Below are 25,578 nucleotides of genomic sequence, written 5' to 3'. Positions count from 1 at the left end.
CCGACAGGATGACTGAACAATGCTCGAAGTAGACCGACTGAACCAATACTACGGCGGCAGCCATATTCTGCGTGACGTGAAGCTTACGGTGCCCGACGGCAAGCTGACGGTGCTGCTCGGGCGCAACGGCGTCGGCAAGACCACGCTGCTGCGCTGCCTGATGGGCGTCGTGCCCGCGAAAAGCGGCGCGATCGCGTGGCGCGGCGAACAGTTGATGAAACTGCCGACCCATGCCCGCGTCGCCCAGGGGCTCGCCTACGTGCCGCAGGGCCGCGATATCTTTCCGCGCCTCACCGTCGAGGAAAATCTGCTGGTGGGCGCCGCGAGCAGAAAGGCGCCGAAAAAAATCCCCGAGCGCATCTACGAGCTTTTCCCGGTACTGAAGGACATGCGCAACCGGCGCGGCGGCGATCTCTCCGGCGGTCAGCAGCAACAGCTCGCGATTGGCCGCGCGCTGATGAGCGAGCCGCAACTGCTGATCCTCGATGAGCCGACCGAGGGCATCCAGCCGTCGATCATTCAGGACATCGGCCGCACGCTGCGGCAGCTCGTCGAGGACATGGGCATGACGGTGCTGCTGGTCGAGCAGTATTACGACTTCGCCAAAGCGATCGCCGATCGTTACTGGGTGATGAGTCGCGGCGAGATCGTCGCGGGCGGCGAGGGAGCGAACATGGATGCGGATGGGGTAAGGGGGTTGATTGCCGTGTAAGCGAGCTCAAGTTATCCGCCGCGCAACCGTTACACAGGCTAGGCAACGCCGCAACGGTTCGACGAGGTGGACACCATGAACGACAACAAGCAGGTCAGACGCGAGTTTTACAGAAACCCAGCCTCCTATTGCAGGGTGATGAACGTCGTGTCGGCGGTCACTTTCGGTCTATTCGAAGTGGACAACGGCGGTACGGTCGGCATGCTGTCGGTGCGCTGGGAGAAGCTCGGCAACGAACTCGCGCCCCAGCTGCACGCGTATTACGACAGCTGGCACGTGCTCGCGTCGTTCCCCGACGTTCTCGCGAGAATGGCCCAGACGACCGGGCCGTCGTGTTCGCCGGAAGCTTTCTGTCAGCTATTGCTCGACTGCGGATTCATCAATCGCGCGGAACGGGGCGTGGACGATCACGCCGAACCGACACTCTTACGCTAGACGCCGCCGCGATACGGCCTGGGTCGGCGACACAACATCGATATAGAGGGAGAAAAGCATGTCCGTGACGGTTCACGTCGAATATCAGTATTGCCAACATGGCAAGAAAGCAATCCAGACAGGCAGCGACTCGTTGACCGTCCAGGAAAACACCCCCCGCGCGATCCTTGCGTTGCTGCGACTGTTGCATCCGCATTGGGAGGGCATCAAGGTGCTGTCGGTGACCGAGGCCTCGCCCGAGGGGGCCGCATCGTAGCCGCTTGCGCGGCTTCCGCGCTTCGACTCGCGTGCTATCCTCGCCGCACGCCGATTCCCCCATCCATCCGCATGTCGCTTCACGAAAATCACGCCACGCTCGCCGCCGGGCACACGCCGTGGCGCGCGCGACTCGAACTCGGCTTCGTCGGCGGCGACGCTCGCACGACGCTCGCGCACCGGCGGCACGACGGACCGCTGCGCGTGCAACGGCCGCTCTATCCGGAAGGCCCGGCGATCTGTCACGCGGTGATCGTGCATCCGCCCGGCGGCGTCGCGGGTGGCGATCAGCTCGACATCGACATCACCCTCGCCGCGCACACGCATGCGGTGCTGACGACGCCGGGCGCAACCAAGTGGTACAAGTCGAACGGCCGCGCGGCGCGGCAGCGCATCGCGCTGCGTGTCGGTGAGCACGCGAAGCTCGACTGGCTGCCGCAGAACAACATCGTGTTCGATCACGCGAACGCGCAACTCGATTTTTCGTTGACGCTCGGCGCCGGCGCGAGCGCGATCGGCTGGGACGCGACGCAGCTCGGACGCCAGGCGGCCGGCGAACGCTGGTCGGCGGGTAGCTTGCGCGCGGTGTCTCGCATCGTCGGCGCGAATGGCGAGCTGCTGTGGTTCGAACGCGCGAGCCTCACCGCCGACGATCCGCTGCGCGCCGCGCCGCAGGGGCTCGCCGGCTTTCCGGCCTACGGCACGCTGTGGGCCGTAGGCGCCGCTTGCGACGACGCGCTCGCCGAATCGCTGAGCGCGCAACTGCCGTTCGACGATACGTTGCGAGCGGCCGCGTCGTGCGTGACGAACGGCGTGCTGCTCGTGCGCGCGGTGTCGCGCTCGATGGAAACGCTGCAGCACGCGCTCACGCGCTGCTGGCTGCAATTGCGGCCGGTCGTGCATGGTGTCGCGGCGGTGCCGTTGCGGATCTGGTCGACCTGAGAGCGCGGCTTCCCGCTTTCGTCTTCATCACGCTCTTTGCGCACCAAGGCGGCGCACGCGCCCGCCCCAACCATGTGCGCGAACTGGAGGAGCACGCCGCCCCGCCGCGCCGCAGAGGGATGGCACACAGCTTGCGTAGCACTCGCCACTTCGCGGCCGGCCACGATGAAGCCAGCGACGACCCGACTCCAACGACACTACCACCGCTCACGCCCATGACCCGCACTCTCTCCCGCTCCGCGCGCCGCGCCTTGCTGGCCGCATTGCTCGCCCTGCCCATCGTCGCCGATCTCGCGTTTCATGCGGGCTCCGCGCACGCCGACACGCTCGACAACATCGCCAAGGCCGGCGTGCTGAAGGTCGCCGTGCCCGAGGACTATCCGCCGTTCGGCTCGGTCGGCCCCGACATGAAGCCGCAGGGCTATGACATCGACACGGCCGCGCTGCTCGCCAAAGCGATGAACGTGAAGCTCGAACTCGTGCCGGTCAACAGCGCGAACCGCATTCCGTATCTGCAAACGGGCAAGGTCGACCTCGTGATCTCGTCGCTCGGCAAAACGCCCGAGCGCGAGAAGGTGATCGACTTTTCGAACGCGTACGCGCCGTACTACCAGGGCGTGTTCGGTCCCGCCGACATCAAGGTGAGCGGTCCCGCCGATCTCACCGGCAAGACCGTCGGCGCGACGCGCGGCGCGCTCGAGGAAATCGGTCTCACGCAGATGGCGCCGAACGCGACGATCAAGCGCTTCGAGGACAACAACGCGACGATCGCCGCGTTCCTGTCCGGCCAGGTGCAGTTGATCGCGGCCGGCAACATCGTCGCGGCCGCGATTCTCGCGAAAAATCCGCCGCGCCGTCCGGAGCCGAAGTTCGTGATCAAGAACTCGCCGTGCTTCGTCGGCATGAACAAGAACGAGCCGCGCCTGCAACAGAAGGTCGATGCCGCGATCGCCCAGGCCAAACACGACGGCACGCTCGGTGCGATGTCGAAGAAGTGGTTCGGCGCACCGCTGCCCGCCGACCTGTAACTTTGCAGACGCGGTGGCATGCGCGGTCGCAAACGTAGTTGTAAGCGCGCCGTTAGCCGAACTTGATACCGTAATCGGCTGATCGCGCGACGCCAGGACCCCGTCTCCGCGACGCGACCACGACACATCAAACGCCGAGACCCACACCCGATGAAGCTGACACCTCGCGAGAAGGACAAGCTGCTGATCTTCACCGCCGCGCTGCTCGCCGAACGGCGCCGCGCGCGCGGCCTCAAGCTGAACTATCCGGAGGCGGTCGCCTTCATCACCGCCGCGCTGATGGAAGCCGCGCGCGACGGCAAGAGCGTCGCCGAGGTGATGCACTATGGCACCACGCTGCTTACGCGCGCCGACGTGATGGAGGGCGTGCCCGAGATGATCCCCGACATCCAGGTCGAAGCGACGTTTCCCGACGGCACCAAGCTCGTCACCGTCCATCACCCGATTCCCTGAACTCCTCTTCGTCAAGGCAGGCCCCATGATTCCCGGCGAACTCCTCATCGACGACGGCGAGCACGAACTGAACGCGGGCCGCGCGACGGTCACGGTGGTCGTGTCGAATACCGGCGACCGTCCCGTGCAGATCGGCTCGCATTATCATTTCTACGAGGTGAACGAGGCGCTGTCGTTCGATCGCGAAGCGGCGCGCGGCTTTCGCCTGAACATCGCGGCGGGCACCGCGGTGCGCTTCGAGCCAGGTCAGGAGCGCACGGTCGAACTCGTCGCGCTGGCGGGCGAGCGCATCGTCTACGGCTTCAACGGCAAGGTGATGGGCAAGCTGTGATGCGCTGCCCGCGCCCTGGCGTTTCGACCGCCCTGCTCCGCCTTGCCTTGCCTGTCGCTCGCTTGTAGCTCATTCCGGACCCACACCATGACACTACGCATTGGCCGCCGCGCGTACGCGGAGATGTTCGGCCCCACCACCGGCGACCGCGTGCGCCTCGCCGACACCGAACTGCTAATCGAGATCGAGCGCGACTTCACGACGTACGGTGAAGAGGTCAAGTTCGGCGGCGGCAAGGTGATTCGCGACGGCATGGGCCAGTCGCAGCGCGTGCATGCCGAGGTCGTCGATACCGTCGTGACGAACGCGGTGATCCTCGATCACTGGGGCGTCGTGAAGGCCGACATCGGCATCAAGGACGGCCGCATCGCGGCGATCGGCAAGGCCGGCAATCCCGACATCCAGCCGAATGTGACGATCGCGATTGGAGCCTCCACTGAAGTGATCGCGGGCGAAGGGCTGATCGTGACCGCGGGCGGCATCGATACGCACATCCACTTCATCAGCCCGCAGCAGATCGAGGAAGCGCTCGCGAGCGGCGTGACGACGATGCTCGGCGGCGGCACCGGCCCCGCGACCGGCACGAATGCGACGACCTGCACGCCGGGGCCGTGGCATCTCGAACGCATGCTGCAAGCGGCCGACGGCTATCCGATGAACCTCGGCTTTCTCGGCAAGGGCAACGTGAGCCAGCCGGCCCCGCTGACCGAGCAGATCGCCGCGGGCGCGATCGGCCTGAAGCTGCACGAGGACTGGGGCACGACGCCCGCGGCGATCGACAACTGCCTTGGCGTCGCCGACGATACCGACACGCAGGTCGCGATCCACACGGATACGCTAAACGAAGCGGGCTTCGTCGAAGCGACCGTCGCCGCGTTCAAGGGCCGCACGATCCACACCTATCACACCGAAGGCGCGGGCGGCGGCCACGCCCCGGACATCATCAAGGTGTGCGGCGAAGCGAACGTGCTGCCGTCGTCGACGAATCCGACGCGGCCCTACACGGTCAACACGCTCGACGAGCATCTCGACATGCTGATGGTGTGCCATCACCTCGATCCGTCGATTGCCGAAGACATCGCGTTCGCCGAATCGCGGATTCGCCGCGAGACGATCGCCGCCGAGGACATCCTGCACGATCTCGGCGCGCTGTCGATGCTTTCTTCGGATTCGCAGGCGATGGGCCGCGTCGGCGAAGTGATCATCCGTACGTGGCAGACCGCGCACAAGATGAAGGTGCAACGCGGCGCGCTGCCCGAGGACAACGCTCGCCACGACAATTTCCGCGCGAAACGCTATGTCGCGAAGTACACGATCAATCCGGCGATTACGCACGGCATCGCGCATGAAGTCGGTTCGATCGAACCGGGCAAGTGGGCCGACCTCGTGTTCTGGGAGCCGGCGTTCTTTGGCATCAAGCCGTCGCTGATCCTGAAGGGCGGCATGATCGCGATGGCGCAGATGGGCGATCCGAATGCATCGATTCCGACGCCGCAGCCCGTGCACTATCGCGAGATGTTCGCGACGCGCGGCGGAGCGCTGGGCCGCACGTCGCTGACCTTCGTGTCGCAACTCGCCGCCGATGCGAATGTGGCCGAACGCTATGGTTTGCAGAAACGCATCGTCGCGGTGAAAAACTGCCGTAACGTGACGAAGGCCGACATGATTCACAACGCGTGGCGCCCGAACATCAGCGTCGATCCGGAAACCTACCAGGTGATCGCCGACGGCCAGTTGCTGACCTGCGATCCGGCCACCGTGCTGCCGATGGCGCAACGCTATTTCCTGTTCTGATCATGCGTACACTGAACAAACTTCTCGCGCCGCATCTGAAGATCGCGCCGGTACTCGTCAAGCGTGCGCCGACGTTGACGCTCGCGTTCGATGAACGTCGCAAGAGCCGTCTCGCCGCGACGCTCGATGACGGCGAGGAAATCGCCTTGCTGTTGCCGCGCGGCACCGTGCTGCGCGATGGCGACGTGCTCGTCGCCGATGATGGCGGGCTCGTGCGTGTCGTTGCGGCCGATGAAGCCGTGCTTGTCGTACGCGCATCGGACGCGTTGACGTTGACGCGCGCCGCCTATCACCTCGGTAATCGTCATACGCCCGTCGAAGTGGGCGCCGATTATCTGAAGCTCGAATACGATCCGGTGCTCGCCGACATGCTCAAGCGCATCGGCGCGACGGTCGAGCAGGTGTCGCTGCCGTTTCAGCCTGAGGCGGGCGCATATGGCGGCGGGCATAAGCATGGGCACGACGAGACGTTCGCCGAGGACTATGCGATCGCGCAGCAGGTGTTTGGTGAGCATCATGGGCATGAGCATGCTCATGCCCATGAGGGCTCTTCACACTCGCACGATCACGACCATGACCACGTGCACGACGAAACGTGCGGACATGAACACCACTCGCATCACCATGCGCATCGCTGAACTCACGGCGCTGCTGCATCTCGCGTCGCCGGCGCTGCCGATTGGCGCCTTCAGCTATTCCCAGGGACTCGAAGCGGCGATCGAAGCGCAACTCATCACCGACGCCGACTCCGCGCGCATATGGATTGAACGCGGCCTGACCGACGTGCTCGCGCGCGGCGAGTTGCCGTTCCTCGCGCAGCAGATCGAACGCTGGCGCACGCACGACGCCGTGGAACTCGCCGACGCCAACGCCGAATTCCTCGCGAGCCGCGAGTCCGCCGAACTGCGCCGCGAAACGGAGCAGATGGGCTGGTCGCTGCGACAACTATGCGTGTCGCTCGAATGGGGCGACGTGGCGAGGCGCGAAACGCTCGCGTCGCTGACGCCACTCGCGCTGCCGAGCGCGTTCGCATTCGCCGCCCACGCTCACAATGCTCCGGTCGACGCCGCGCTCGCCGCCTATGCGTTCAGCTGGGTCGAGAACCAGGCCGCCGCCGCGTTGAAGGCGGTGCCGCTCGGCCAACTCGCGGGGCAGCGCATCATCGTCGCGCTGCGTGAGCCGATCGACGCGGCCGTCGCCCGCGCGCTCGCGACCTCGCGCGACGACCTCAACACGTTCGCGCCGCAGCTCGGCATTCTGTCGGCGCGCCACGAGTCGCAGTATTCGCGGCTCTTCCGCTCGTAACACGATTCCCACGATCCATCATGAACGCACCTCATCATCCTGCTTCCCATACCGCGACCCAGACCCGCACGAAGAAGCTGCCGCCGCTGCGCGTGGGCGTCGGCGGCCCGGTTGGCTCGGGCAAGACCACGCTGCTCGAAATGCTGTGCAAGGCGATGCGCGACCAGTACGACCTCGTAGCGATCACGAACGACATCTATACGAAAGAGGATCAGCGTCTGCTGACCGTCGCGGGCGCGCTGCCGGCCGAGCGCATCATGGGTGTCGAGACGGGCGGCTGCCCGCACACGGCGATCCGCGAGGACGCATCGATCAACCTCGAAGCGGTCGACCGTATGCTCACGCGTTTTCCGGATGCGGACATCGTGTTCATCGAATCGGGCGGCGACAACCTCGCGGCGACCTTCAGCCCGGAGCTGTCGGACCTGACGATCTACGTGATCGACGTCGCGGGCGGCGAGAAGATTCCGCGCAAGGGCGGACCTGGCATCACGAAGTCGGACCTGCTCGTGATCAACAAGACCGATCTCGCGCCGCTGGTGGGCGCGAACCTCGACGTGATGGCATCCGATGCGAAGAAGATGCGCGGCGAGCGGCCGTTTGTGATGTGTAATCTGAAGGTGCTCGAGGGTCTTGATGACGTGGTGAAGTTTATTGAAAAGAAGGGGTTGTTGAAGGTGTGAGGGTGGGTTTGGGAATGTCTGTTGTCGCGAAAATTGTGTGCGGCGGATCGTGGTCCTAGTCTTGACGTTCGAAATTGATCCATATCCCATTTAATCAAGTAAGATTTTTCAATGCTTATTGATTTTTTGGGGGGGGGTTAAAAAAGAATGCCCTATTACTAACTACCGCCCTCTCATTTGGCGCCTGAATACTGCCATAGGCTTGAGCATCACAACCAATCACTCTCTTCATTGCCTGCAACAAGACCGGATCATCGGATATTTCTTTGTTCCCGCAAAGAGCCGAAAACCTCAATTCGTCCTCTGGCGCCAGAAATTTTCCCTGGCCAAGCAGCAGCATCGCCGCAGAATATGCATTTGATGGCTCTGACAACGCCGATGGATTAAACGCAGCAATCTGCCTCACAACAAAAATAACCTCATCTCTTGAAAAATTTTATTTGATCGTGCATCGATGCTTTCGATTTTTCCAAGATGGAGATTCGTTTGAACGGTGCCAATTGATGTCAGCACTCCATGACTAGGGATCACATAATTATACGTGACACTCTCCTCCATCCCGTCTGAATTTACGACAATGGACAGGAATCCCATACCACTTGCATTTACTGAAGGAAGATCATCCGCAACCTACGTATACTGCAAAAGATTCTTTTCTTCCTCGACCTTCAATTTTATCGCCACGGGACTAACCCGCACTCGATCCGCGCTACCGCTCTCGGGGACGAGATACTCTCCGATATATGTCTGTCCATTGAAGAATCTTCCGTTCACCGATTCCGCCCTCGCAACAATAGATGCGACGAAAATCAAAGCGATGAGCGGCAAATATTTTATTGCGAAATCAAGTTGTCGATTTTGCAGCATCAACTTCCCCCACTGCTTCCGCAATACGTTGCGAATGGGTACCCCGCAGGAAATTCATCGACAGCCCATTCGGATAGACGTGAACACATCGCATGTGTATGGAGGAGTGATCTTACCATCGGCGCTAATCGCAACAAAGCCAATGAAGCTCAAGAGCAGCCAAGTGCGCTACTCTCATCGCACCTCAAATGCTTAAGGATTCTTGACATGTTATCAATCACTTGCGATTGGCATTTAATCTGCCGCTCATCTCCCCCATTCTTGGATACCGCCACACCATAGTTGGAAACTTGAGATTCGGTAGCGTCATAATTCCGGAATATCGAGTATTCGTACCCAGCCCTTATGAAATGAATCCGCGTGTAATCAACATTCTGTCGAAAATAGTGATTATAATAAAATCCCGCCTCATCTCCTTGTTTTGCAGAATAGGACATCTCTATTTCTCCAGGCTTCCCAAATCGATAAGTTATCGTTTGAGTGCGCTTATCCATGCACAACGCGATAGTTTTTGAAGCCATAGTCAAGCAGGAAAAAACCACAGATTCCGGTGACTTGCATAGCGAGGGCGCAGCTATAGCTAACCCGCAAAAAGCGCCACCAAACAGCGTCATCGCGCAGATTACATACTTTATTGATTTCATCGCCCACCTAGCTCCCTATAATTTCTTGCGATAGCTTCATCGTAGCCCTCTTGCGCTGGACCGTTGTATCTCACTGCGAACCCATGCCAGTCTTTACTGGACAGAGCCTTTTTCAAGACCGGATCTGCCCTGATAAAAGAAACAAACGCCCGAAGTTGATTAAGCTCAGACTCACTCACCGACGCAACATAGTCTTGGACATTATGGAAGCCCGTCGCCTTGAAATTGCTTCCTAATATCTGAAATCGTCCCCAAGATGAAGAAAGCAGTGCCGCATTTGAGTCGAGCGCATATGCTTCCATTAATTTTTCGTATTGAACCGTTTTTCTACCATAATCGCCTTGCAGGGGATTGGAAATGTGAGGATGGCTTTGATCGTATTTACCGTGGGTTGCGCGATGAAACAGATGTCGTTCGAAGAGAATAGTTGGTACCAAATCATCCCCCGAAGCCAATTCTTGGTCGGGTTTAAAGTACGGGCCTAACGAACCTGTTTCCGTTTTTGCAACCGCCTTAATTGCTTGCACCTCACACCCTAACTCCGTAGCGGCATCTGCATAGGCTTTTTCATTAAGCGGCTGGCCATTGGATTTCAGTAAAAACTGAAGTTCGATTCGTTGTCCATGGATGGTAATAAACGGATGCGCTGAACCTTGGCCAAAATTCCCCACCAGCCCAATCGGATTGATGTGATACACATCGGAGCCGGGAAAGCCAGGGACTCTAGCCGCAACCTCGTCCCACCAAACAAGCTTCGCGATACGCTTTTTTTCCTCTTCGTGCTCAGGCTTTGGCCCGGTGCGCTGCTCGATTGCACTGATCAGCGCCTGCCACTTTGCCGGGTTGGCCCATTCGCTTTCGTGCTTCGGGATGAGACGTGATGCCCGAAACGCGACCCACGGAAATCCGGAATTCTGAGGGCTTCGTCCTACGCTGCAAAGGTCGTCCGCCGCGTGTACGCCGTCTCCGGTTGGATAGAGCGCACGGTAGAGTGAACTCATGAGCGGACTCAGCTTGCCAAGAGAACCCGCACCGGGCACATCACTTCCGAGCGCATAGTCCACATAGTCGCCAGTGGTCGCGAAAATGGTATGCGTCGGATCGTGCTCCCCGTCATGGCACCCGAAATCGATCCAGCTTTGCGAAAACTCACGGGTAACGCGACCGCCGGCAAAGCTCTGCTCACGAACCCACCCTGAGATCGGATTGCGTTGCACATCGGTGGCGTCCACTTTCCACCAGCGCCACTTATCCCTGTCGGCGCCGGGATCTTTTTCGATGAACAGGTGATCCGCATCCTGCGGCAGCGTGGCAAACGCGCAAACCTGGATCACATCGGTCTGTTTCGGATCCCGACCGGGTTGCCCATGGTCACGGTACAGAGTCGTTCCACGCTCAACGCGCAGGATCGTCGGATCTGCGGGCAGACCGAGTTGACTCCACTGCTTCGGATTTGCACAGTTGGTCTTGATCCACGCGCGTCCGGCCTCGATGAACTGCCTGATCCCCTCGCCGCAGAACACCTCGATGTGCGCCATCCGGGTTCCGGACGTGCACTCGTTCAGCGAGTCATAGCGGCCGAGGTGGCCAATCAGGTCGCCCGCCTTGATCGGGACGCCGCCTCGTGTTCCCTGAGGATCGCCCGAGCTGCATGTCTGATGCGTGATGACAATCACACGGTCGAAATTCGACTCAGGGATGCGCTCTTCGGCAACCGGGCCGCCATTCTGCGTGCCCAGGTAAATCCAGCCATTGATAGCCACGGAAGGCGCGACATAGCCGCCTGCCTCAGGCGGATACAGCGTTGTTCCATTCAGGTCCGTTACCTGGCCCCATGCTGCACCCTGTAGCGTCTCCGTCTTGCCTATGCTGACGCTCGCCCCCTGCGGCAGGATGCCAAGAACGGAGCCGTTGGGCGTCTTGCGCACATGCAAACCTACCTGCGCCGGGTCCGCGAGCTGACCAGCACGACCCCGCAGAGGCTTGTCCTGGGCGTACTGCGTTACCCGCCACTGCCGCGACCAGTACGCCGGTTTCTGCCGCTTCGGGAAATGGCTGTCGTAGTCGGCGTTCGACATAAGGTGCATGTACAGGCTGTAGAACGTCAGCTTCGAGCCGCGCGGAAACTCCATCTCGTGCCGCACGAGGGCAAAGCCCGTACTGTAGGGAGCCTGAAACGGGGCATTGCCGCCTTCCATTGCCAGCTCGCTGACCGGGTAGTCCTTGTTGGCGCGGTAAGCGATCAGCACGCCGTCCGCAATGCATCGCAATCCGGCGTCAAGGTCCAACGCCTGCCCCGCGCCGGCCTCGGTGATGTGAACCCCGCCGTGCCACATGCCCTTGCGGCTGACGAGATACGCGCCGGACGGCTCGCTTGCGGCGAGCAGCCGGTAAATATCGTGCTCATCGGTGAACTGGGCTGACGGTCGGGCATTGCCTTGCGCCTTGCGCAGGAAGGGAAAGGCAAATGCCAGTTGCCTGAGGCTGGGCGGTGGTGGCGTTTGCGGGTTATGCGGTACCGACTTGCGCGTCATGGATTCGGTGCACTCCTGGATGAATAGGGCCGCACCACGATGACACACAGACAAGCAGCGTCAATTAGCCGACATCTGAATTTAAGCGAACAACTGTCAAACGCTTTTGCCGCAAGCTGCGGCGCGTTCGGTCGCGCGCTACGGGAGTTCAGTCGCGCGGATGTTCGCTCTCGAAATGTAGATGCGCAAGCAAGACCCGCAATTCGGGTATCACCCAGCCGTATCCTTGCGGCCACAGGAACAGCGGTTCGCCAAGGCTCCACCGGCTCACCTCGACCTGTTCCCGGCAGAAGCGCAACGCGTCGAACGGCAGCCGGTCGAAGGCCTGCCCACCGTCAGCACGCTTTCGCCGCGCGTCAGACTCTACATCGGCGGCATCACAGCGCTGCTCGCACGTTTTTCCGTGCGATGCAGCTGATTGTCCGGACCATGGCGCGGCATCGATGTACCGAGCTTCGCATCGATCGTTACAGCGATCGTGTATCTCTGGAGATGCAACACGTCAGCATGGCCGCAACGCTGTGGCTAAACAACACCGTGAGAAAAAAGACATAAAGAAGCCGCAGCATCCTCAGGACTTTCCGGAGTGGCCTAGCTCACCGGAGAGCCATTTCCTGCCGAGCTTTTCGACTGAACAGATGGCAAGGCGTTTGAGAGATTCGTGGCGTCGTTTGATCGCATCGCCAGAGAGAACGTCCAGCGGAATCGTTGCACATCGACCAAAATGCAACACGCCGCATGCACGAAACCCGCTCACCCCTACTCCGGCAACAACGCCGCCAACACATCCACCGTCCTCGCCGTCGCCCCGCGATGCCTCGCCGCAAACGCGGCAGCCGCACCGCCCATCGCGAGCCGCCGCGACTTGTCGCCGAACAGCTCGCGCAGCGCGCGCGCCAGATCGGCCGGGTCCTGCACCTGCACGGCGGCACCGGCCGCGACCGCATCGGCGGTGGCTTGCGTGAAGTTGAACACGTGCGGCCCGATCAGCACCGGCACGCCGACCGCGCACGCTTCGATCAGGTTCTGTCCGCCAAGCGGCAACAGACTGCCGCCGATAAACGCAAGATCCGACGCCGCGTAGTACGCGCCCAACTCGCCCATCGAATCGCCGAGCAGCACGTTCACGTCGCGAGGCAGCGGCGCCACGCCATCGTCAGCGGTGCGCGCCGCCGACGCGACCTTCGCATCGGGCGCCCAACTCGATCGACGTTCGAGCCGCAACCCCGCTTTCTCGACGAGCGCCGCGACTTCATTGAAGCGCTGCGGATGACGCGGCACCAGAATCAACAGCGCATCGTCGATGCCGAGCGCCGCGAACGCCTCGAGCACGAGCGCTTCTTCGCCCTCGCGCGTGCTCGCCGCGACCCACACGGGCCGCGTGCCGATCGCCGCGCGCCATGCGTGGCCGCGTGCCGCGAGTTCGGGCGGCGTGCTCATGTCGAACTTCAGATTGCCGAGCACCGCGACATTGCGCGCGCCGAGCGAGGTCAACCGCTCGGCATCGGACGGACTCTGCGCGAGCACGCGCGCGAAGCCGCCGAACACGTCCTTCGTCGCGCCGCCGAATTTCGCCGCGCGCTTGAACGAACGCGCCGACATCCGCGCGTTGGTCAGCACGAGCGGCACGTCGGCGCGACGGCACTCGTCGATCAAGGTCGGCCACACCTCGGTTTCCATTACGAGACCGAGCGACGGCCGCCACACGCGCAAGAAGCGCCGTACCGCATGCGGCATGTCGTACGGTAGATAACTGCGCAACACGCGGTCGCCGAAAATCTCGATGCCGGTCGCGCGGCCGCTCGGCGTCATGTGCGTAAGCAGAATGCGCGCGTCGGGGCGCGCATTCATCAGCGCATCGATCAGCGGCTGCGCGGCGCGCGTCTCGCCGACCGACACCGCATGCACCCAGATCAACGGCGCGCTGTCTTCTGGCAAGCGCCCGCGCGAATAACCGAAGCGCTCGCCGATATGCTCGCGATAACCGCGCTCCTTGCGCGAACGGATCAACAGACGCAGCACCGCAAGCGGCGCGATGAGCCACCAGAGCGCGCGATAGATCGCCCTTAGCATCGGCGCCCCGCGCGATTCGGAAAGCGCAGCGCGCTCACGCGCGCGATGCGGGCCGGCATCTGCCCGGCCCTTGAATCGACCGCCGCGCTCAAACCAGCGCCCTGCCCTTCAGGCGCTCGAGAATGCCGAGCGGCGCGCATTCCGGCTGCGCCATCGCCTTCACCGGCAGGAAGAAAGTCTGCTCCAGCATGAACTGGCCGGACATCACCGCATGCGAGGTCTGATCCGAGAAACACACCCACACGCTGCCCGGTGGAAACGGCATGGTTTGTTGCGGGCTCGTCTTCTGATAGTCGAGGTCGGCCTTCATGCCATCGTGCAGACTGAGCATCAGATGATCGTATTCGCTGCGCAGCGATTTGGTCACATGCAGCAGGTTCAGCAGCCACGCGGAGCCCGGCATCTGCGGCTTGATACGCGGCAGGAAGCGCCGCGCCATGTCCTCGAACGGCTCGCCGACGCGCCATACGCGCGGCACGCCATGCGGATTGACGTTGGTGAACACGCGCAGGATGCGCTCGCCGTAATTCGGCCGCGACGGAAACGCGTCGACGTGCAGACGGCTATCGTCCTTGCGCCACGAGGTTTCGCGTGTCTCGACCTGATGCAGCCGCAGGCTCGTCGGCGCGACGCGCAGCTTGCCGCTGTACTCGGGAAAGAGCCCGTCGACGAGCGTGCGCGCATTCGCCTGATAACGCGCGATCAACGCGCGCACCGCCGACTGCGTGACCGCATCGCCGGCCACGCCATGCAGCGCGCCGCCGTTCGGTTCGAGGCTGATGTTCTTGCGGTTCGGATCGGCGAGCGCCGGGTCGAGCAGCGCCTGCTCGCCGCCGTCGATCGCGAAGCGCAGGTTCGGGAAGTACAGCACCTTGCCGCGCTCGACGCCGGCGAGCAGCGTCTCGCGCGGCACGGACAGGTTGCAGCCGTGCCAGTCGGCGTTCGCTACTTCGATGATCTGGGATTCGTTCATGGTCGCCCTTTGGAACGGAGGGTGCGCAAGGCGAAGCGCACCGACAGGTTGCAGCAGGTGCTGATGCCTGCCGGCCCGGGTTACAACAGCCCGAAGCCGGCAAGCGCCGACTTCACCTGCTGCAGCGTAGGCGGCTGCCCCGCCGCACCGAGATTGACGACGTTCGGCGACCAGTAGCCGCCGGTGCGCCACGCGGTCGAGAAATTGTACAACTCGAGCGTGGGCCGCTTCAGCGCCGCCGCGATATGGACCAGACCTGTGTCGACCCCGACCGTCGCGGCCGCGCCATCGATCAGCCCCACCACCGCCGGCAGCGACAGCTTCGGCGGCACGATCGCGGCCGCGCCGAACTCCTTCGCGAGCCGCTCGCTGGTCGCGCGCTCGGCGTCGCTGCCCCACGGCAGCACGATCGACGCGCCGCGCCGCACCAGCGCTTGCCCGAGTTCGATCCACGCGGCATCGGGCCACTGTTTGTCGGCGCGCGAAGTCGCGTGCACGAACACCACGTACGGCACCGGCAGGTTCAGATTCGCCTGCGACAGCGCGAGCGCGGCGCGGCCCGTGTCGAGGCCGAAGTCGATGTCGTCGGTGGGTTGCGGCGGCGGATCGTTCAGCGCCGCGGCCACCAGTTGACGCGTGCGTTCGACCACGTGCGTGCGCGGCGCGATCGGCACGCGCCGCCCGTAGAAAAAGCGCACCGGCCATTCGTAGCCGGCGCCGTCGGTACGGTTGCCGAGGCCGACGAGCGGTCCGCGCGCCATGTTCGCGAGCCACGCGGTCTTGATGAGGCCCTGGCAGTCGATCACCAGATCGTAGTGCTCGGCGGCGAGCGCGCGGCGAAACGCGCCGATCTCGCGCCAGTTGTCGACGGACAGGATGCGCTTGCGCCAGCGCCGCAACGACACCGGAATCGCGCGCCGCACACCGCTCACGAGTTCCACGAGCCCGACGAAGCTTTCCTCGACGAGCCAGTCGATCTGCGCGTCGGGATGGCGGCGCCGGATGTCGGCGATCACGGGCATGTTGTGAACGACGTCGCCCAGCGACGACACCCTCACGATCAGTATCTTTTGCGCGCTCAAGAGTGGGAAAACCGGCTATCCGGCATCGAAGATGCGTTGAAAGGACCGCAATTCTAGCGCGCCGTCCATGAAAGACATGAAAAACGCGGCGCGGTAAGGCAACCCGCGCCGCGTTCGGTAGCGGCGAAGCTTCGAGCCGTCTTGACGAACTTCGAAGCGCCGTGCCGCATCAGCCGTCAGAACGGCAGTTTCGCATCGGCCTTCTCCGCGAGAATCACGCGGCGGAAGTCGTCCTGGATGCGTTTGAGCGCCGCGTCGTTGTCGGCCTCGAAACGCATCACCACGACCGGCGTCGTGTTCGACGAACGCGCGAGGCCGAAGCCGTCCGGATACTCGACGCGCAGACCGTCGATCTTCACGACGTTGTCCGCGCCGGTGAACTTCGCGTTCTGCTGCATACGCGCGATCAGCTCGAAGTTCTCGCCTTCCTCGAGTTTCAGCTGCAGCTCGGGCGTGGAGTGCGAGTTCGGCAGCGAGTTCAGCAGCTTGCTCGGGTCGGCGACACGCGTGAGGATCTCGAGCAGACGCGCTCCCGTGTACAGGCCGTCGTCGAAACCATACCAGCGGTCCTTGAAGAACACGTGGCCGCTCATTTCGCCAGCCAGCGGCGCGCCGGTTTCGCGCAGCTTCGCCTTCACGAGCGAGTGGCCGGTCTTCCACATCAGCGGCTCGCCGCCCTTGTCCTTGACCCACTTCGCGAGATTGCGCGTGCACTTCACGTCGTAAATGATCTGCGCGCCCTTGTTGCGCGACAGCACTTCTTCGGCGAACAGCATCAGCTGACGGTCCGGGTAGATGATCTGGCCGTCTTTGGTGACGACGCCGAGGCGGTCGCCGTCGCCGTCGAACGCGAAGCCGATTTCCGCATCCGTTTCCTTCAGCGCGCGAATCACGTCTTCGAGGTTCTCCGGGTGCGCCGGGTCCGGGTGGTGATTCGGGAAGTTGCCGTCGACTTCGGTGAACAGTTCGACGAGTTCGCAGCCGAGCTTCCTGAACAGCTTCGGCGCAAGCCCACCGGCCACGCCGTTGCCGGTATCGACGACGATCTTGATCGGACGCGCGAGCTTCACGTCGCTCGCGATGCGCTCGAGATACGCGTCGGCGATGTCGTACTCGGTGTAGCTGCCGCTGCCGTCGGCGAAGTTCTCGTCGACGATGCGCTGATGCAGCGCGAGGATCTGCTCGCCGTAAATGGCCGCGCCGCGCAGCACCATCTTGAAGCCGTTGTAGTCCGGCGGATTATGGCTACCCGTCACGACGATGCACGAGTCGACGCGCCGCTCGCCGCCCGCCAGTTTCAAGGGTACGCTCGCCGCGAAGTAGCCGACCGGCGTGGGCACCATACCCACGTTCACGACATCGACGCCGGCCGCACGCAGGCCGTCGGACAGCGCCCCGATCAGCTCGGGGCCCGACAGGCGTCCGTCGCGCGCGACCACGACCGCGTCGCCGCCCTGCGCGCGCACTTCGCTTCCGAATGCGCGACCGATGGAACGCGCGGCGTCGGCGTCGAGCGTCTTGCCAATGACGCCACGAATGTCATACGCCTTGAAAATGGATTTGGAGATCATGTTGGCTCACTTGCGTGCAATGGAAAATTTTGACCTGCGCACCGACCTCGACCGGTAACAATCGCCGGCAAAAACGCGTTAAAAATTCGCGTTAAAACCCACGGTAATACTCGCGTTAAAAACACGTGTTACCGCGCCTCGATGCGCCCTTGCCGGAAGCGGTCCGGTTCCAACTTATAATTGCGCTTTTCTGACCAGCCTGAATACCGCCATTCTAATGCTTAGACGCCCTCCTTTTGTAAAGTTGCCGTGGCTGCCGGCCGGGCGGGCGAATGCGCATAGCGCCGCATGCATGGCCGTGCGAGGCGGCTTGACCGACGCGCAGCGGCGAGCGGCCAACGGATGCTGACACTCAAGCGCTTCGCCAATCCCGACGTCACCCGAGCGTTTACGAACATCGTCTGGCTGGGTCTCGAGCGGCTCACGCAGATCGGCGTCGCAATCGTGATCAGCGGCATGCTCGCGCGTTACTTCGGGCCCGAAACCTTCGGCAAATGGCAGTACGCGAATACGCTGCTGCTGGTGCTGTCGCCGATCACCTGGGTCTGCGGCGCGGAAATCCTCGTACCGACCATCGTCAACCGGCCGCCCGAACAACTCGGCACCGTCCTCGGCAGCGCGTTCGCGTTGCGCTTTTCCGTCTCGGCCGTTGCGCTGCTGCTTACGTGGCTCGGCATTGCGCTGCACTTCTTCGAACCGCTCGTCGGTGCGATGCTCGCCGGCCTCGCGGTGACGATGCTGTTTCGCGAGCCGTTCGTCGGCGTGATCAACGCGTGGCTGCAAAGCATGACCTACAGCAAGCCGCAATTGCTGACCAGCATGAGCACCGCGGTGATCAAGGCGGGTCTCGTCTATCTGCTGGTGCGCGCGACGGCCGCGCCCGCGCGTTTCAGCTGGCTGTGGGCGCTCGAATCGGCGGCGATCGGCGCGGTGCTGTTGCTCTACTTCATGCGCCGGCATGGCGGCAAGCTGGGCTGGCATGTCGAACGTTCGCTCTTCAGGCACTTCGCGAGCGCGGGCACCGTGTTCTGGCTCGGGCTGATCTGTATGTATCTGTTTCTGAAACTGGACCGGCTGATGCTCGAGCGCGCGATTTCGTTCGCCGACCTCGGACGCTACTCGGCCGCCCAGCAGTTGAATGAAAACTGGATTACGCTCGCGCTGATGCTCGCGCAAACCATTGCGCCCGCATTCGTCTATCGCGTGCAAGGCATCGCGCAACTGCGCCGCAACATGTGGCGGCTCACCGCGCTGACCGCCGTACTGATGGTGTGCGGCGCGTTCGTGCTCGATCTGCTCGCGGGCTTCATCATCCGCCGTGTGTTCGGGCCGGACTTCGAAGGCGCGATCGAAATCTTCCGTTGGGCCGTGTGGCTGTCGGTGCCCGCCGGCGTCGAGGCGATCGGCAATCTGGTCGTGCTCAAATATCAGGCCAAGTTCGTGTTGCTCGCCAAGTGGCTGCTCGCGCTCGCCGTCGCGTTCGCGGTCAATCTGCTGGCGATCCCGCGGCTCGGCGCGTATGGCGCGCTCGTCGGCCTCGCGGCCGGCTATCTGGCGGCCGTCTCGGTCAATCTTTATTACATCCGTTTCAAATTGCGCCCATGACGAATTCATCCGCCACCGCGCAAACCACGCTCGACGACGTCGCGGTGCTGATACCCGCCTATAACGGCCAGGCGGACGTCGATTCTACGCTCGCGTCGTTCGAAGAAAGTGCGCTGGTGCACGTACTGATCGTCGATGACGGCAGCACGCCGCCAATCGTCGCGCCCACGCTGCCGAACCTGAAGATCGAAGTGCTGCGCTTGGCGCAGAACGGCGGCATCGAGCGTGCGCTGCGAACCGGCATCGACGCGCTCGCGCAGCGCGGCTTTCGCTATGCGGCGCGCATCGACGCGGGCGATCGCGCGGTGCCACAGCGGCTCGCGAAGCAGCGCGCGTTCATGGAAGCGCATCCGAACGTGGCGGGCCTCGGCATGTGGACCCAGGTCGTCACGCGCGCGGGCGAGCCGCTTTTCATGCTGACGCCGCCGGCCGAGCCGAACGTGATCCGGCGCCAGCGCTTTTTCCGCTCGTGCCTCGCGCATCCGTCGATGATGCTGCGTATCGATGCCGTCCGCACAGTCGGCAACTACCGCGCCGCGTATCGTTCGGCGGAGGACCTCGATCTGTTCGTTCGTCTGATGGAACGCTACGACTGCGCGAATCTGTCGGAACTCGGCCTTTTCTATGAGCTGAACGAAGGCGGCATCAGCGCGACGAAACGGCGCCGGCAGATCGGTTCGACGCTGCGTTTGCAGTTGCGCTACTTCAACGTGGCCAATCCGTACGACTGGCTGGGCCTCGCGAAGAATCTGTTGCATCTGATGCTGCCTTATCGCACGTTGCAGCGGGTCAAGCGCGCGCTGCTCACGCCGCGCGCGAGCCGTTGAGTCGCGCCGCGTGTGAGCGCTGTCGCTGTCGTTGCCGCTGTCGTTGCCGCTGTCGCTTCATTCGCTGAGTTTCGCGCCGCATCGTAAGGGCGCTGTATTCGTATCAATCGTCCACACTTCATTCAACGCCCGGCATTTTTTCGCATGAAGCCCTCTTTCAAGTCGACGCCCGCGCTACGCATTACACTCGTTTGCAACACGGCCTGGGCAATCTATACCTATCGGCAAGGGCTGATCCGCACGCTGATCGGGCGCGGCGTCGACGTGACGGTGCTCGCGCCGCGCGACCGCACGTTCGAGTTGCTCGCCGCGATGGGCTGCCGTTGCATCGAGCTGCCGATGGCGTCGAAAGGCACGAGTCCGGGCGAAGATCTGCGCACGCTCGTCGCGCTCTATCGGCAGTACAGGACCATCCGTCCGCATGTCGTGTTTCACTACACGATCAAGCCGAACATCTACGGCTCGATCGCGGCGAAGCTGGCTGGCGTGCAGTCGGTGGCGGTCACCACCGGGCTCGGCTACGTGTTCATCCAGCACAGCCGCGCCGCGCAGATCGCCAAAAGGCTGTATCGTTTTGCGTTCCGCTTTCCGCGTGAAGTGTGGTTCCTGAATCGCGACGATCAGGCCGCGTTCATCGACGGCAAGCTGCTCGTGCATCCGGAGCGCGCGCGGCTGTTGCACGGCGAGGGCGTCGACCTCGAGCAGTTCGCGTTCACGCCGCTGCGCGAGCGCGCGGAGTTTCGCTTCGTGCTGATCGGGCGGCTGCTGTGGGACAAAGGCGTCGGCGAATACGTCGAGGCCGCGCGGCAATTGCGCGCGCGCTACCGCCACGCGCGCTTTCAGCTGCTCGGGCCGGTCGGCGTCGACAATCCGAGCGCGATCACGCGCGACGAAGTCGCCGCGTGGGAACAGGAAGGCGTGATCGAATATCTGGGCGAGGCGCACGACGTGCGGCCGTTCATCGCCGATGCCGATTGCGTGGTGCTGCCGTCGTATCGCGAAGGCGTGCCGCGCACGCTGATGGAAGCGTCCGCGATGGGCCGGCCGATCGTCGCCACCGACGTGCCCGGCTGCCGCGAAGTAGTGGCCGACGGCGTCAACGGCTTGCTGTGCGAAGTGCGCAATGCGCAGAGCCTCGCCGCGAGTCTCGCGCGCATGCTCGACATGAGCGGCGCGGAGCGTCGCGCGATGGCGGAACGCGGCCGGCAGAAAGTCGCAACCGAATTCGACGAACGCATGGTCGTCGAAACCTATAAAGACCTGGTGCAAAAAATCACGGGTGTTTTACTTTAATGGGAGCAACAGCATGACCACGAAGGGCACGATTCTGGTAACGGGCGGCGCGGGGTTCATCGGCTCGCACACCTGCGTCGAACTGCTGAACGGCGGCTACGACGTCGTGGTGATCGACAACCTCGTGAACAGCAAGCGCGAAGCGGTGCGGCGCGTCGAGAAAATCACCGGCCGTGCGGTGAGCTTCTATGAGGACGACGCGCGCGACGCAGCCGCGCTGCAGCGGATTTTCGATGCGCATCCGATCACCGGCGCGATCCATTTCGCGGCGCTGAAAGCGGTCGGCGAGTCGGTCGCGAAGCCGATCGAGTACTACGCGAACAACGTCGGCAGCCTGCTGACGCTACTCGGCGTGATGCGCGATCGCAACGTCAAGCAGTTCGTGTTCAGTTCGTCGGCAACGGTGTACGGCGTGCCGAAGAGCTCGCCGATCGACGAATCGTTCCCGCTGTCGGCGACCAATCCGTATGGTCAATCGAAGCTGATCGCCGAGCAGATCCTGCGCGATCTCGAAGTGTCGGACCCGTCGTGGCGCATCGCGACGCTGCGCTACTTCAATCCGGTCGGCGCGCATGAAAGTGGCCTGATCGGCGAAGATCCGGCCGGCATTCCGAACAACCTGATGCCGTACGTCGCACAGGTCGCGGTCGGCAAGCTCGACAAGCTGCGCGTGTTCGGCGGCGACTACGAGACGCCCGACGGCACCGGCGTGCGTGACTACATCCACGTGGTCGATCTCGCGCGCGGGCATCTCGCCGCGCTCGACGCGCTCGTCGAGCGCGATGCGAGCTTCGTCGTCAATCTCGGCACGGGCCAGGGCTATAGCGTGCTCGACGTGGTGCGCTCGTTCGAGAACGCGTCGGGGCGGCCGGTGCCGTACGAGATCGTCGCGCGCCGCCCGGGCGACGTCGCGCAGTGTTTCGCGGACCCGAGCGCGGCCGAGAAAATCATCGGCTGGCGCGCGCAGTTCGGCATCGAGCGCATGTGCGCGGACCACTGGCGCTGGCAGTCCACAAATCCGCAGGGGTTTGCATAAAGCGCTTCGGCACCAGCGCATCCCGTTAAAAAAACGGCGGCGGCATTCGCGTAGCGCGGATGCCGCCGCCGTTTGCTTTGGCGCTCACCTCGTCAGAACGGTGAGCGCCGTGGCTGCTGAACGCGTTACGCCGTTGCCCCTTCCAGCTGGAACACCGCGACCGCATCACGCAACGCCATCGCATGCTCTTCCAGCGACTTCGCCGCGGCCGCCGCCTGCTCGACGAGAGCCGCGTTGTGCTGCGTGACCTCGTCGATCTGCGACACCGCCTTGTTGACCTGCTCGATACCGTCGCTCTGTTCGAGCGCCGACGCCTCGATCTCGCTCATCACGCCGGTCACGCGCTCGACGGCCGTCAGCGCTTCCTGAATCGTCTTCTGCGCATCCGACACCAGCGACGCACCCTCCTCGACCTTCGCCGCCGATTCGCCGATCAGCTCCTTGATCTCCTTGGCCGCCGCGCCCGAGCGCTGCGCGAGGCTGCGCACTTCCGAGGCGACCACCGCGAAGCCGCGTCCCTGCTCGCCCGCGCGCGCCGCTTCGACGGCCGCGTTCAACGCGAGAATGTTGGTCTGGAACGCGATCCCCTCGATCATGCCGATGATCTCCGTGACCTTGCGCGACGACTGGCTGATGCCGTCCATCGTCTCCGTCACGCGCGACACCACCTTGCCGCCGCGCGAGACCGTATCGAGCGCGCCGTGCGCGAGGCGGTTCGCCTGCTTGGCGTTGTCGGCGTTCTGTTTCACGGTCGCCGACAGCTGCTCCATGCTCGCCGCGGTCTGCTGCAGCGCGGCCGCCTGCTGCTCGGTGCGCGCCGACAGATCGGCATTGCCCGCGGCGATCTCGTTCGCGCCCTGTGTGATCGCGCTCGTGCTGCCGCGCACCTTGCCGACCGTTTCGACGAGGCCGTCGCGCATCCGCGTCAGCGCGCCGAGGAGCTGGCCCATCTCGTTGCGCGATTTCACCTTGATCGCGCCGCTCAGGTCGCCGGCCGCGATGCGCTCGAAGTGCTTGACCGTCGCGTTGACCGGCTTGATCAGCGCCGACGACAACGCGACGCGCGCGCCCACCGCAATCACGAGCGCAATCACCGCGATCGCGCCGAACAGCACTGTCGCGAGCTGGAAGCGTCGCGCGCCGGTCGCGGCCTGCTGATGCTGATCGTCCATCTGCGCTTTTTCGAGCGCGTCGATCGCTTTCGAGTAGGACGCGTACAGGCTGTTCGCCGTGTCGCCCTGGATGTTGCGGAAGGTGTTGAAGTCGAAGTCGGTCAATGCCTTGAATTCCGGTTCGATCGCCTTGTCGACGAGCGCGGCGCGCGCATCGCCGACGCTCTGCGCGAGCTTGCGCTCGGCGTCGCTCTCGAACGGGCCGGCCATGTAGTTGCGGAAGTCGTTGTTAGATTCGAGCAGCACCTTGTGCGCGGCCGGCAGCAGATCGTCGGTCTGCTTGCCGACGCTGAACAAGGTCTGATAGCTGCCCAATGCGAGTTGCACCTGCAGAAGCTTCTCGGAACTCGCCTTCAGATGCGACAGCGCGGCCGCACTGCGCTGCGTGTCGTCGAGGCTGTCGTTGGCGAGCTTCAGCGCGCCGTAGCCGACAGCGATCACCGTCAGAAGGAAGGCGACGAATACGCTGATCACGAGCGTCAGTCCGCCACGAATTGTGATGTTATTTAGCATTGGGTCTCCGGAACGCCTTTGTTGCGCGCGACTTACACTTCGTCGCATCCAGGTTTACGGTTGTGGCGCGCGCGCGCCGCATAGGGGGAATCCATGAGGAGCGAGCGCTCACGGGCCTGCGCGGGCCGCTTCGGTCTCGCTATCTGGGATTTTTTGCTGGCCTGGATGAAAGCTTCGCGCCCGTGCCGCGCGCCGGCCGCCGCACGTTTCGTTTGTATAATTCCGCGTCTTCGCTCAGGCCCACTTTCATGCTTAGTTTTGCGCTCGGCTTTCTCGTCTCTCTGCTGATCACGCTGTTGATCGTGCGCTATGCGCATCTGCATGAAAAGTTCTCGACCGACACCGATCTGGCCGGCGTCCAGAAATTCCACGTGCGTCCGGTGCCGCGCATCGGCGGGATCGGGATTCTGGTCGGGCTGATCGTCTCCGCGGTGCAATTGCATCGCGCGTATCCGGCCGTATCGGGCAGCATTCTTGGGCTGGTCGCGTGCGGCATGCCGGCGTTCGGCTCGGGGCTCGTCGAGGATCTGACCAAGCGCGTGTCGCCGCTCGCACGCCTTGTCTGCACGATGGCGGCCGCCGCGCTCGCCTGGTTCTTTCTCGACATCGCGGTCACGCGCATCAGCGTGCCGCCGCTCGACTTTCTGCTGTCATATGCGGCGATCTCGTTCGTGGTCACGGTGCTCGCGGTCGCGGCGCTCGCCAATGCGATCAATATCATCGACGGCTTCAACGGCCTCGCGTCGATGGTCGCGTTCATGATGTTCGCGTCGCTCGCGTATGTGGCGTTCCAGGTGCACGACCCGGTCGTGCTGTCCGCGTCGTTCATGATGATGGGCGCGGTGCTCGGCTTCTTCATCTGGAACTTCCCGGCCGGGCTGATTTTTCTCGGCGACGGCGGTGCTTACTTCATCGGCTTCATGCTCGCCGAGCTGTCGATCCTGCTCGTGATGCGCAATCGCGACGTATCCGCGTGGTATCCGGTGCTGCTCTTCATGTACCCGATCTTCGAGACCTGCTTCTCGATCTACCGCAAGAAGTTCATTCGCGGCATGTCGCCGGGCATTCCGGATGGCGTGCATCTGCATATGCTGGTCTACAAGCGGCTGATGCGCTGGGCGGTCGGCGCGCGCACCGCGCGCGAGCTGACGCGCCGCAACTCGCTGACGTCGCCGTATCTGTGGCTGCTGTGCCTGATCGCGGTCGTGCCGGCGACGCTGTTCTGGCGGCACACGCTGCATCTGTTCTGCTTCGTTGTGGTGTTCGCGGCGACTTATGTGTGGCTTTACGTGAGCATCGTGCGGTTCAAGTCGCCGCGGTGGATGGTGGTGCGGAAGGGGAAGCGGTGAGGCGCGAGCAGAGATCGAAAAGGCGCACGTTGATTTGCGGACCCGCGATTGATCGCTGGTGTCTGAAGGGGCCCGACGTCCATGAAAACGCCCTGATGAGC

23 protein-coding genes are annotated in these 25,578 nt (G+C 63.2%); 17 read left to right on the top strand and 6 right to left on the bottom strand.

Features of this window, described 5'->3' with window-relative positions; genetic code table 11:
• Positions 1 to 19 precede the first annotated feature (19 nt).
• From urtE to ureG, 11 genes are all read left to right on the top strand, one after another.
• Positions 20 to 712, top strand: a complete 693-nt coding sequence (gene urtE / locus HDG39_RS19290) for an urea ABC transporter ATP-binding subunit UrtE (RefSeq protein ID WP_018419653.1) — start codon at positions 20 to 22, stop codon at positions 710 to 712.
• A 75-nt stretch (positions 713 to 787) separates the two neighbouring features.
• Entirely contained in the window at positions 788 to 1,147 is a 360-nt protein-coding gene (locus tag HDG39_RS19285; RefSeq protein WP_260328075.1) for a hypothetical protein, read from the top strand.
• 58 nt (positions 1,148 to 1,205) lie between these two features.
• On the top strand, positions 1,206 to 1,403 hold the full coding sequence (locus HDG39_RS19280; protein WP_184007725.1) for a hypothetical protein: 198 nt from the start codon (positions 1,206 to 1,208) through the stop codon (positions 1,401 to 1,403).
• A gap of 71 nt (positions 1,404 to 1,474) precedes the next feature.
• Positions 1,475 to 2,344 (top strand): urease accessory protein UreD, encoded by an 870-nt coding sequence (locus HDG39_RS19275; RefSeq protein ID WP_184007723.1) that lies wholly within the window; start codon positions 1,475 to 1,477, stop codon positions 2,342 to 2,344.
• A gap of 215 nt (positions 2,345 to 2,559) precedes the next feature.
• On the top strand, positions 2,560 to 3,372 hold the full coding sequence (locus tag HDG39_RS19270; protein WP_184007721.1) for a transporter substrate-binding domain-containing protein: 813 nt from the start codon (positions 2,560 to 2,562) through the stop codon (positions 3,370 to 3,372).
• A 150-nt stretch (positions 3,373 to 3,522) separates the two neighbouring features.
• Entirely contained in the window at positions 3,523 to 3,825 is a 303-nt protein-coding gene (gene ureA, locus HDG39_RS19265) for an urease subunit gamma (protein ID WP_008923043.1), read from the top strand.
• A 25-nt stretch (positions 3,826 to 3,850) separates the two neighbouring features.
• Complete coding sequence (locus HDG39_RS19260) at positions 3,851 to 4,156, top strand: urease subunit beta (RefSeq protein ID WP_184007719.1); 306 nt, start codon at positions 3,851 to 3,853, stop codon at positions 4,154 to 4,156.
• A gap of 87 nt (positions 4,157 to 4,243) precedes the next feature.
• The gene (gene ureC / locus HDG39_RS19255; protein WP_184007717.1) at positions 4,244 to 5,950 is read left to right on the top strand and encodes an urease subunit alpha; all 1,707 of its coding nucleotides are present in this window, start codon (positions 4,244 to 4,246) and stop codon (positions 5,948 to 5,950) included.
• Positions 5,951 to 5,952: 2 nt separating this feature from the next.
• On the top strand, positions 5,953 to 6,588 hold the full coding sequence (gene ureE, locus HDG39_RS19250; RefSeq protein ID WP_184007715.1) for an urease accessory protein UreE: 636 nt from the start codon (positions 5,953 to 5,955) through the stop codon (positions 6,586 to 6,588).
• Positions 6,575 to 7,255, top strand: coding sequence for an urease accessory protein UreF (locus HDG39_RS19245; RefSeq protein WP_184007949.1), 681 nt, complete (start codon positions 6,575 to 6,577; stop codon positions 7,253 to 7,255). Before ureE ends, HDG39_RS19245 begins: the two co-directional genes overlap by 14 nt.
• Before the next feature lie 20 nt (positions 7,256 to 7,275).
• A complete protein-coding gene (ureG, locus tag HDG39_RS19240; RefSeq protein ID WP_184007713.1) occupies positions 7,276 to 7,938 on the top strand; it encodes an urease accessory protein UreG in 663 nt (220 codons plus the stop codon).
• 1,507 nt (positions 7,939 to 9,445) lie between these two features.
• Here the strand turns inward: ureG and HDG39_RS19230 are convergent.
• Positions 9,446 to 11,983, bottom strand: a complete 2,538-nt coding sequence (locus HDG39_RS19230) for an N-acetylmuramidase family protein (RefSeq protein WP_221305793.1) — start codon at positions 11,981 to 11,983, stop codon at positions 9,446 to 9,448.
• Between the two features lie 181 nt (positions 11,984 to 12,164).
• On the opposite strand from HDG39_RS19230, the gene HDG39_RS19225 reads away from it, so the two are divergent.
• Positions 12,165 to 12,401: a hypothetical protein gene (locus tag HDG39_RS19225; protein WP_184007711.1), complete on the top strand. Its 237-nt coding sequence runs from the start codon at positions 12,165 to 12,167 to the stop codon at positions 12,399 to 12,401.
• 341 nt (positions 12,402 to 12,742) lie between these two features.
• Here the strand turns inward: HDG39_RS19225 and waaA are convergent, their stop codons facing one another.
• The 4 genes from waaA to HDG39_RS19205 all read right to left on the bottom strand — a co-directional run bounded on the left by waaA (position 12,743) and on the right by HDG39_RS19205 (position 17,682).
• Positions 12,743 to 14,056 carry a lipid IV(A) 3-deoxy-D-manno-octulosonic acid transferase gene (gene waaA, locus HDG39_RS19220; protein ID WP_018419643.1) on the bottom strand — a complete coding sequence of 438 codons (1,314 nt, stop codon included), beginning with the start codon at positions 14,054 to 14,056 and terminating at the stop codon, positions 12,743 to 12,745.
• 88 nt (positions 14,057 to 14,144) lie between these two features.
• On the bottom strand, positions 14,145 to 15,029 hold the full coding sequence (kdoO, locus tag HDG39_RS19215; protein WP_018419642.1) for a Kdo hydroxylase KdoO: 885 nt from the start codon (positions 15,027 to 15,029) through the stop codon (positions 14,145 to 14,147).
• Between the two features lie 80 nt (positions 15,030 to 15,109).
• Entirely contained in the window at positions 15,110 to 16,111 is a 1,002-nt protein-coding gene (gene waaC / locus HDG39_RS19210; protein WP_184007710.1) for a lipopolysaccharide heptosyltransferase I, read from the bottom strand.
• A gap of 176 nt (positions 16,112 to 16,287) precedes the next feature.
• Positions 16,288 to 17,682 (bottom strand): phosphomannomutase/phosphoglucomutase, encoded by a 1,395-nt coding sequence (locus tag HDG39_RS19205; RefSeq protein ID WP_184007708.1) that lies wholly within the window; start codon positions 17,680 to 17,682, stop codon positions 16,288 to 16,290.
• A 342-nt stretch (positions 17,683 to 18,024) separates the two neighbouring features.
• On the opposite strand from HDG39_RS19205, the gene HDG39_RS19200 reads away from it, so the two are divergent.
• The 4 genes from HDG39_RS19200 (at position 18,025) to galE (ending at position 22,443) form a co-directional block, all read left to right on the top strand.
• Entirely contained in the window at positions 18,025 to 19,287 is a 1,263-nt protein-coding gene (locus tag HDG39_RS19200; protein WP_184007706.1) for an oligosaccharide flippase family protein, read from the top strand.
• Positions 19,284 to 20,114 carry a glycosyltransferase gene (locus HDG39_RS19195; RefSeq protein ID WP_184007704.1) on the top strand — a complete coding sequence of 277 codons (831 nt, stop codon included), beginning with the start codon at positions 19,284 to 19,286 and terminating at the stop codon, positions 20,112 to 20,114. Before HDG39_RS19200 ends, HDG39_RS19195 begins: the two co-directional genes overlap by 4 nt.
• A 144-nt stretch (positions 20,115 to 20,258) precedes the next feature.
• The gene (locus HDG39_RS19190; RefSeq protein WP_184007702.1) at positions 20,259 to 21,407 is read left to right on the top strand and encodes a glycosyltransferase family 4 protein; all 1,149 of its coding nucleotides are present in this window, start codon (positions 20,259 to 20,261) and stop codon (positions 21,405 to 21,407) included.
• 13 nt (positions 21,408 to 21,420) lie between these two features.
• Entirely contained in the window at positions 21,421 to 22,443 is a 1,023-nt protein-coding gene (gene galE / locus HDG39_RS19185) for a UDP-glucose 4-epimerase GalE (protein ID WP_184007700.1), read from the top strand.
• Between the two features lie 125 nt (positions 22,444 to 22,568).
• Here the strand turns inward: galE and HDG39_RS19180 are convergent, their stop codons facing one another.
• On the bottom strand, positions 22,569 to 24,128 hold the full coding sequence (locus HDG39_RS19180; protein WP_184007698.1) for a methyl-accepting chemotaxis protein: 1,560 nt from the start codon (positions 24,126 to 24,128) through the stop codon (positions 22,569 to 22,571).
• Between the two features lie 248 nt (positions 24,129 to 24,376).
• On the opposite strand from HDG39_RS19180, the gene HDG39_RS19175 reads away from it, so the two are divergent.
• Positions 24,377 to 25,477: an MraY family glycosyltransferase gene (locus tag HDG39_RS19175; protein ID WP_184007696.1), complete on the top strand. Its 1,101-nt coding sequence runs from the start codon at positions 24,377 to 24,379 to the stop codon at positions 25,475 to 25,477.
• Positions 25,478 to 25,578 lie beyond the last annotated feature (101 nt).

It is taken from the genome of Paraburkholderia lebeckiae (assembly GCF_014201005.1).
GTDB lineage: Bacteria > Pseudomonadota > Gammaproteobacteria > Burkholderiales > Burkholderiaceae > Paraburkholderia > Paraburkholderia tuberum.
The sequence above is the reverse complement of the archived record's forward strand: the minus strand, read 5'-3'. Positions and strand labels throughout refer to the sequence as shown.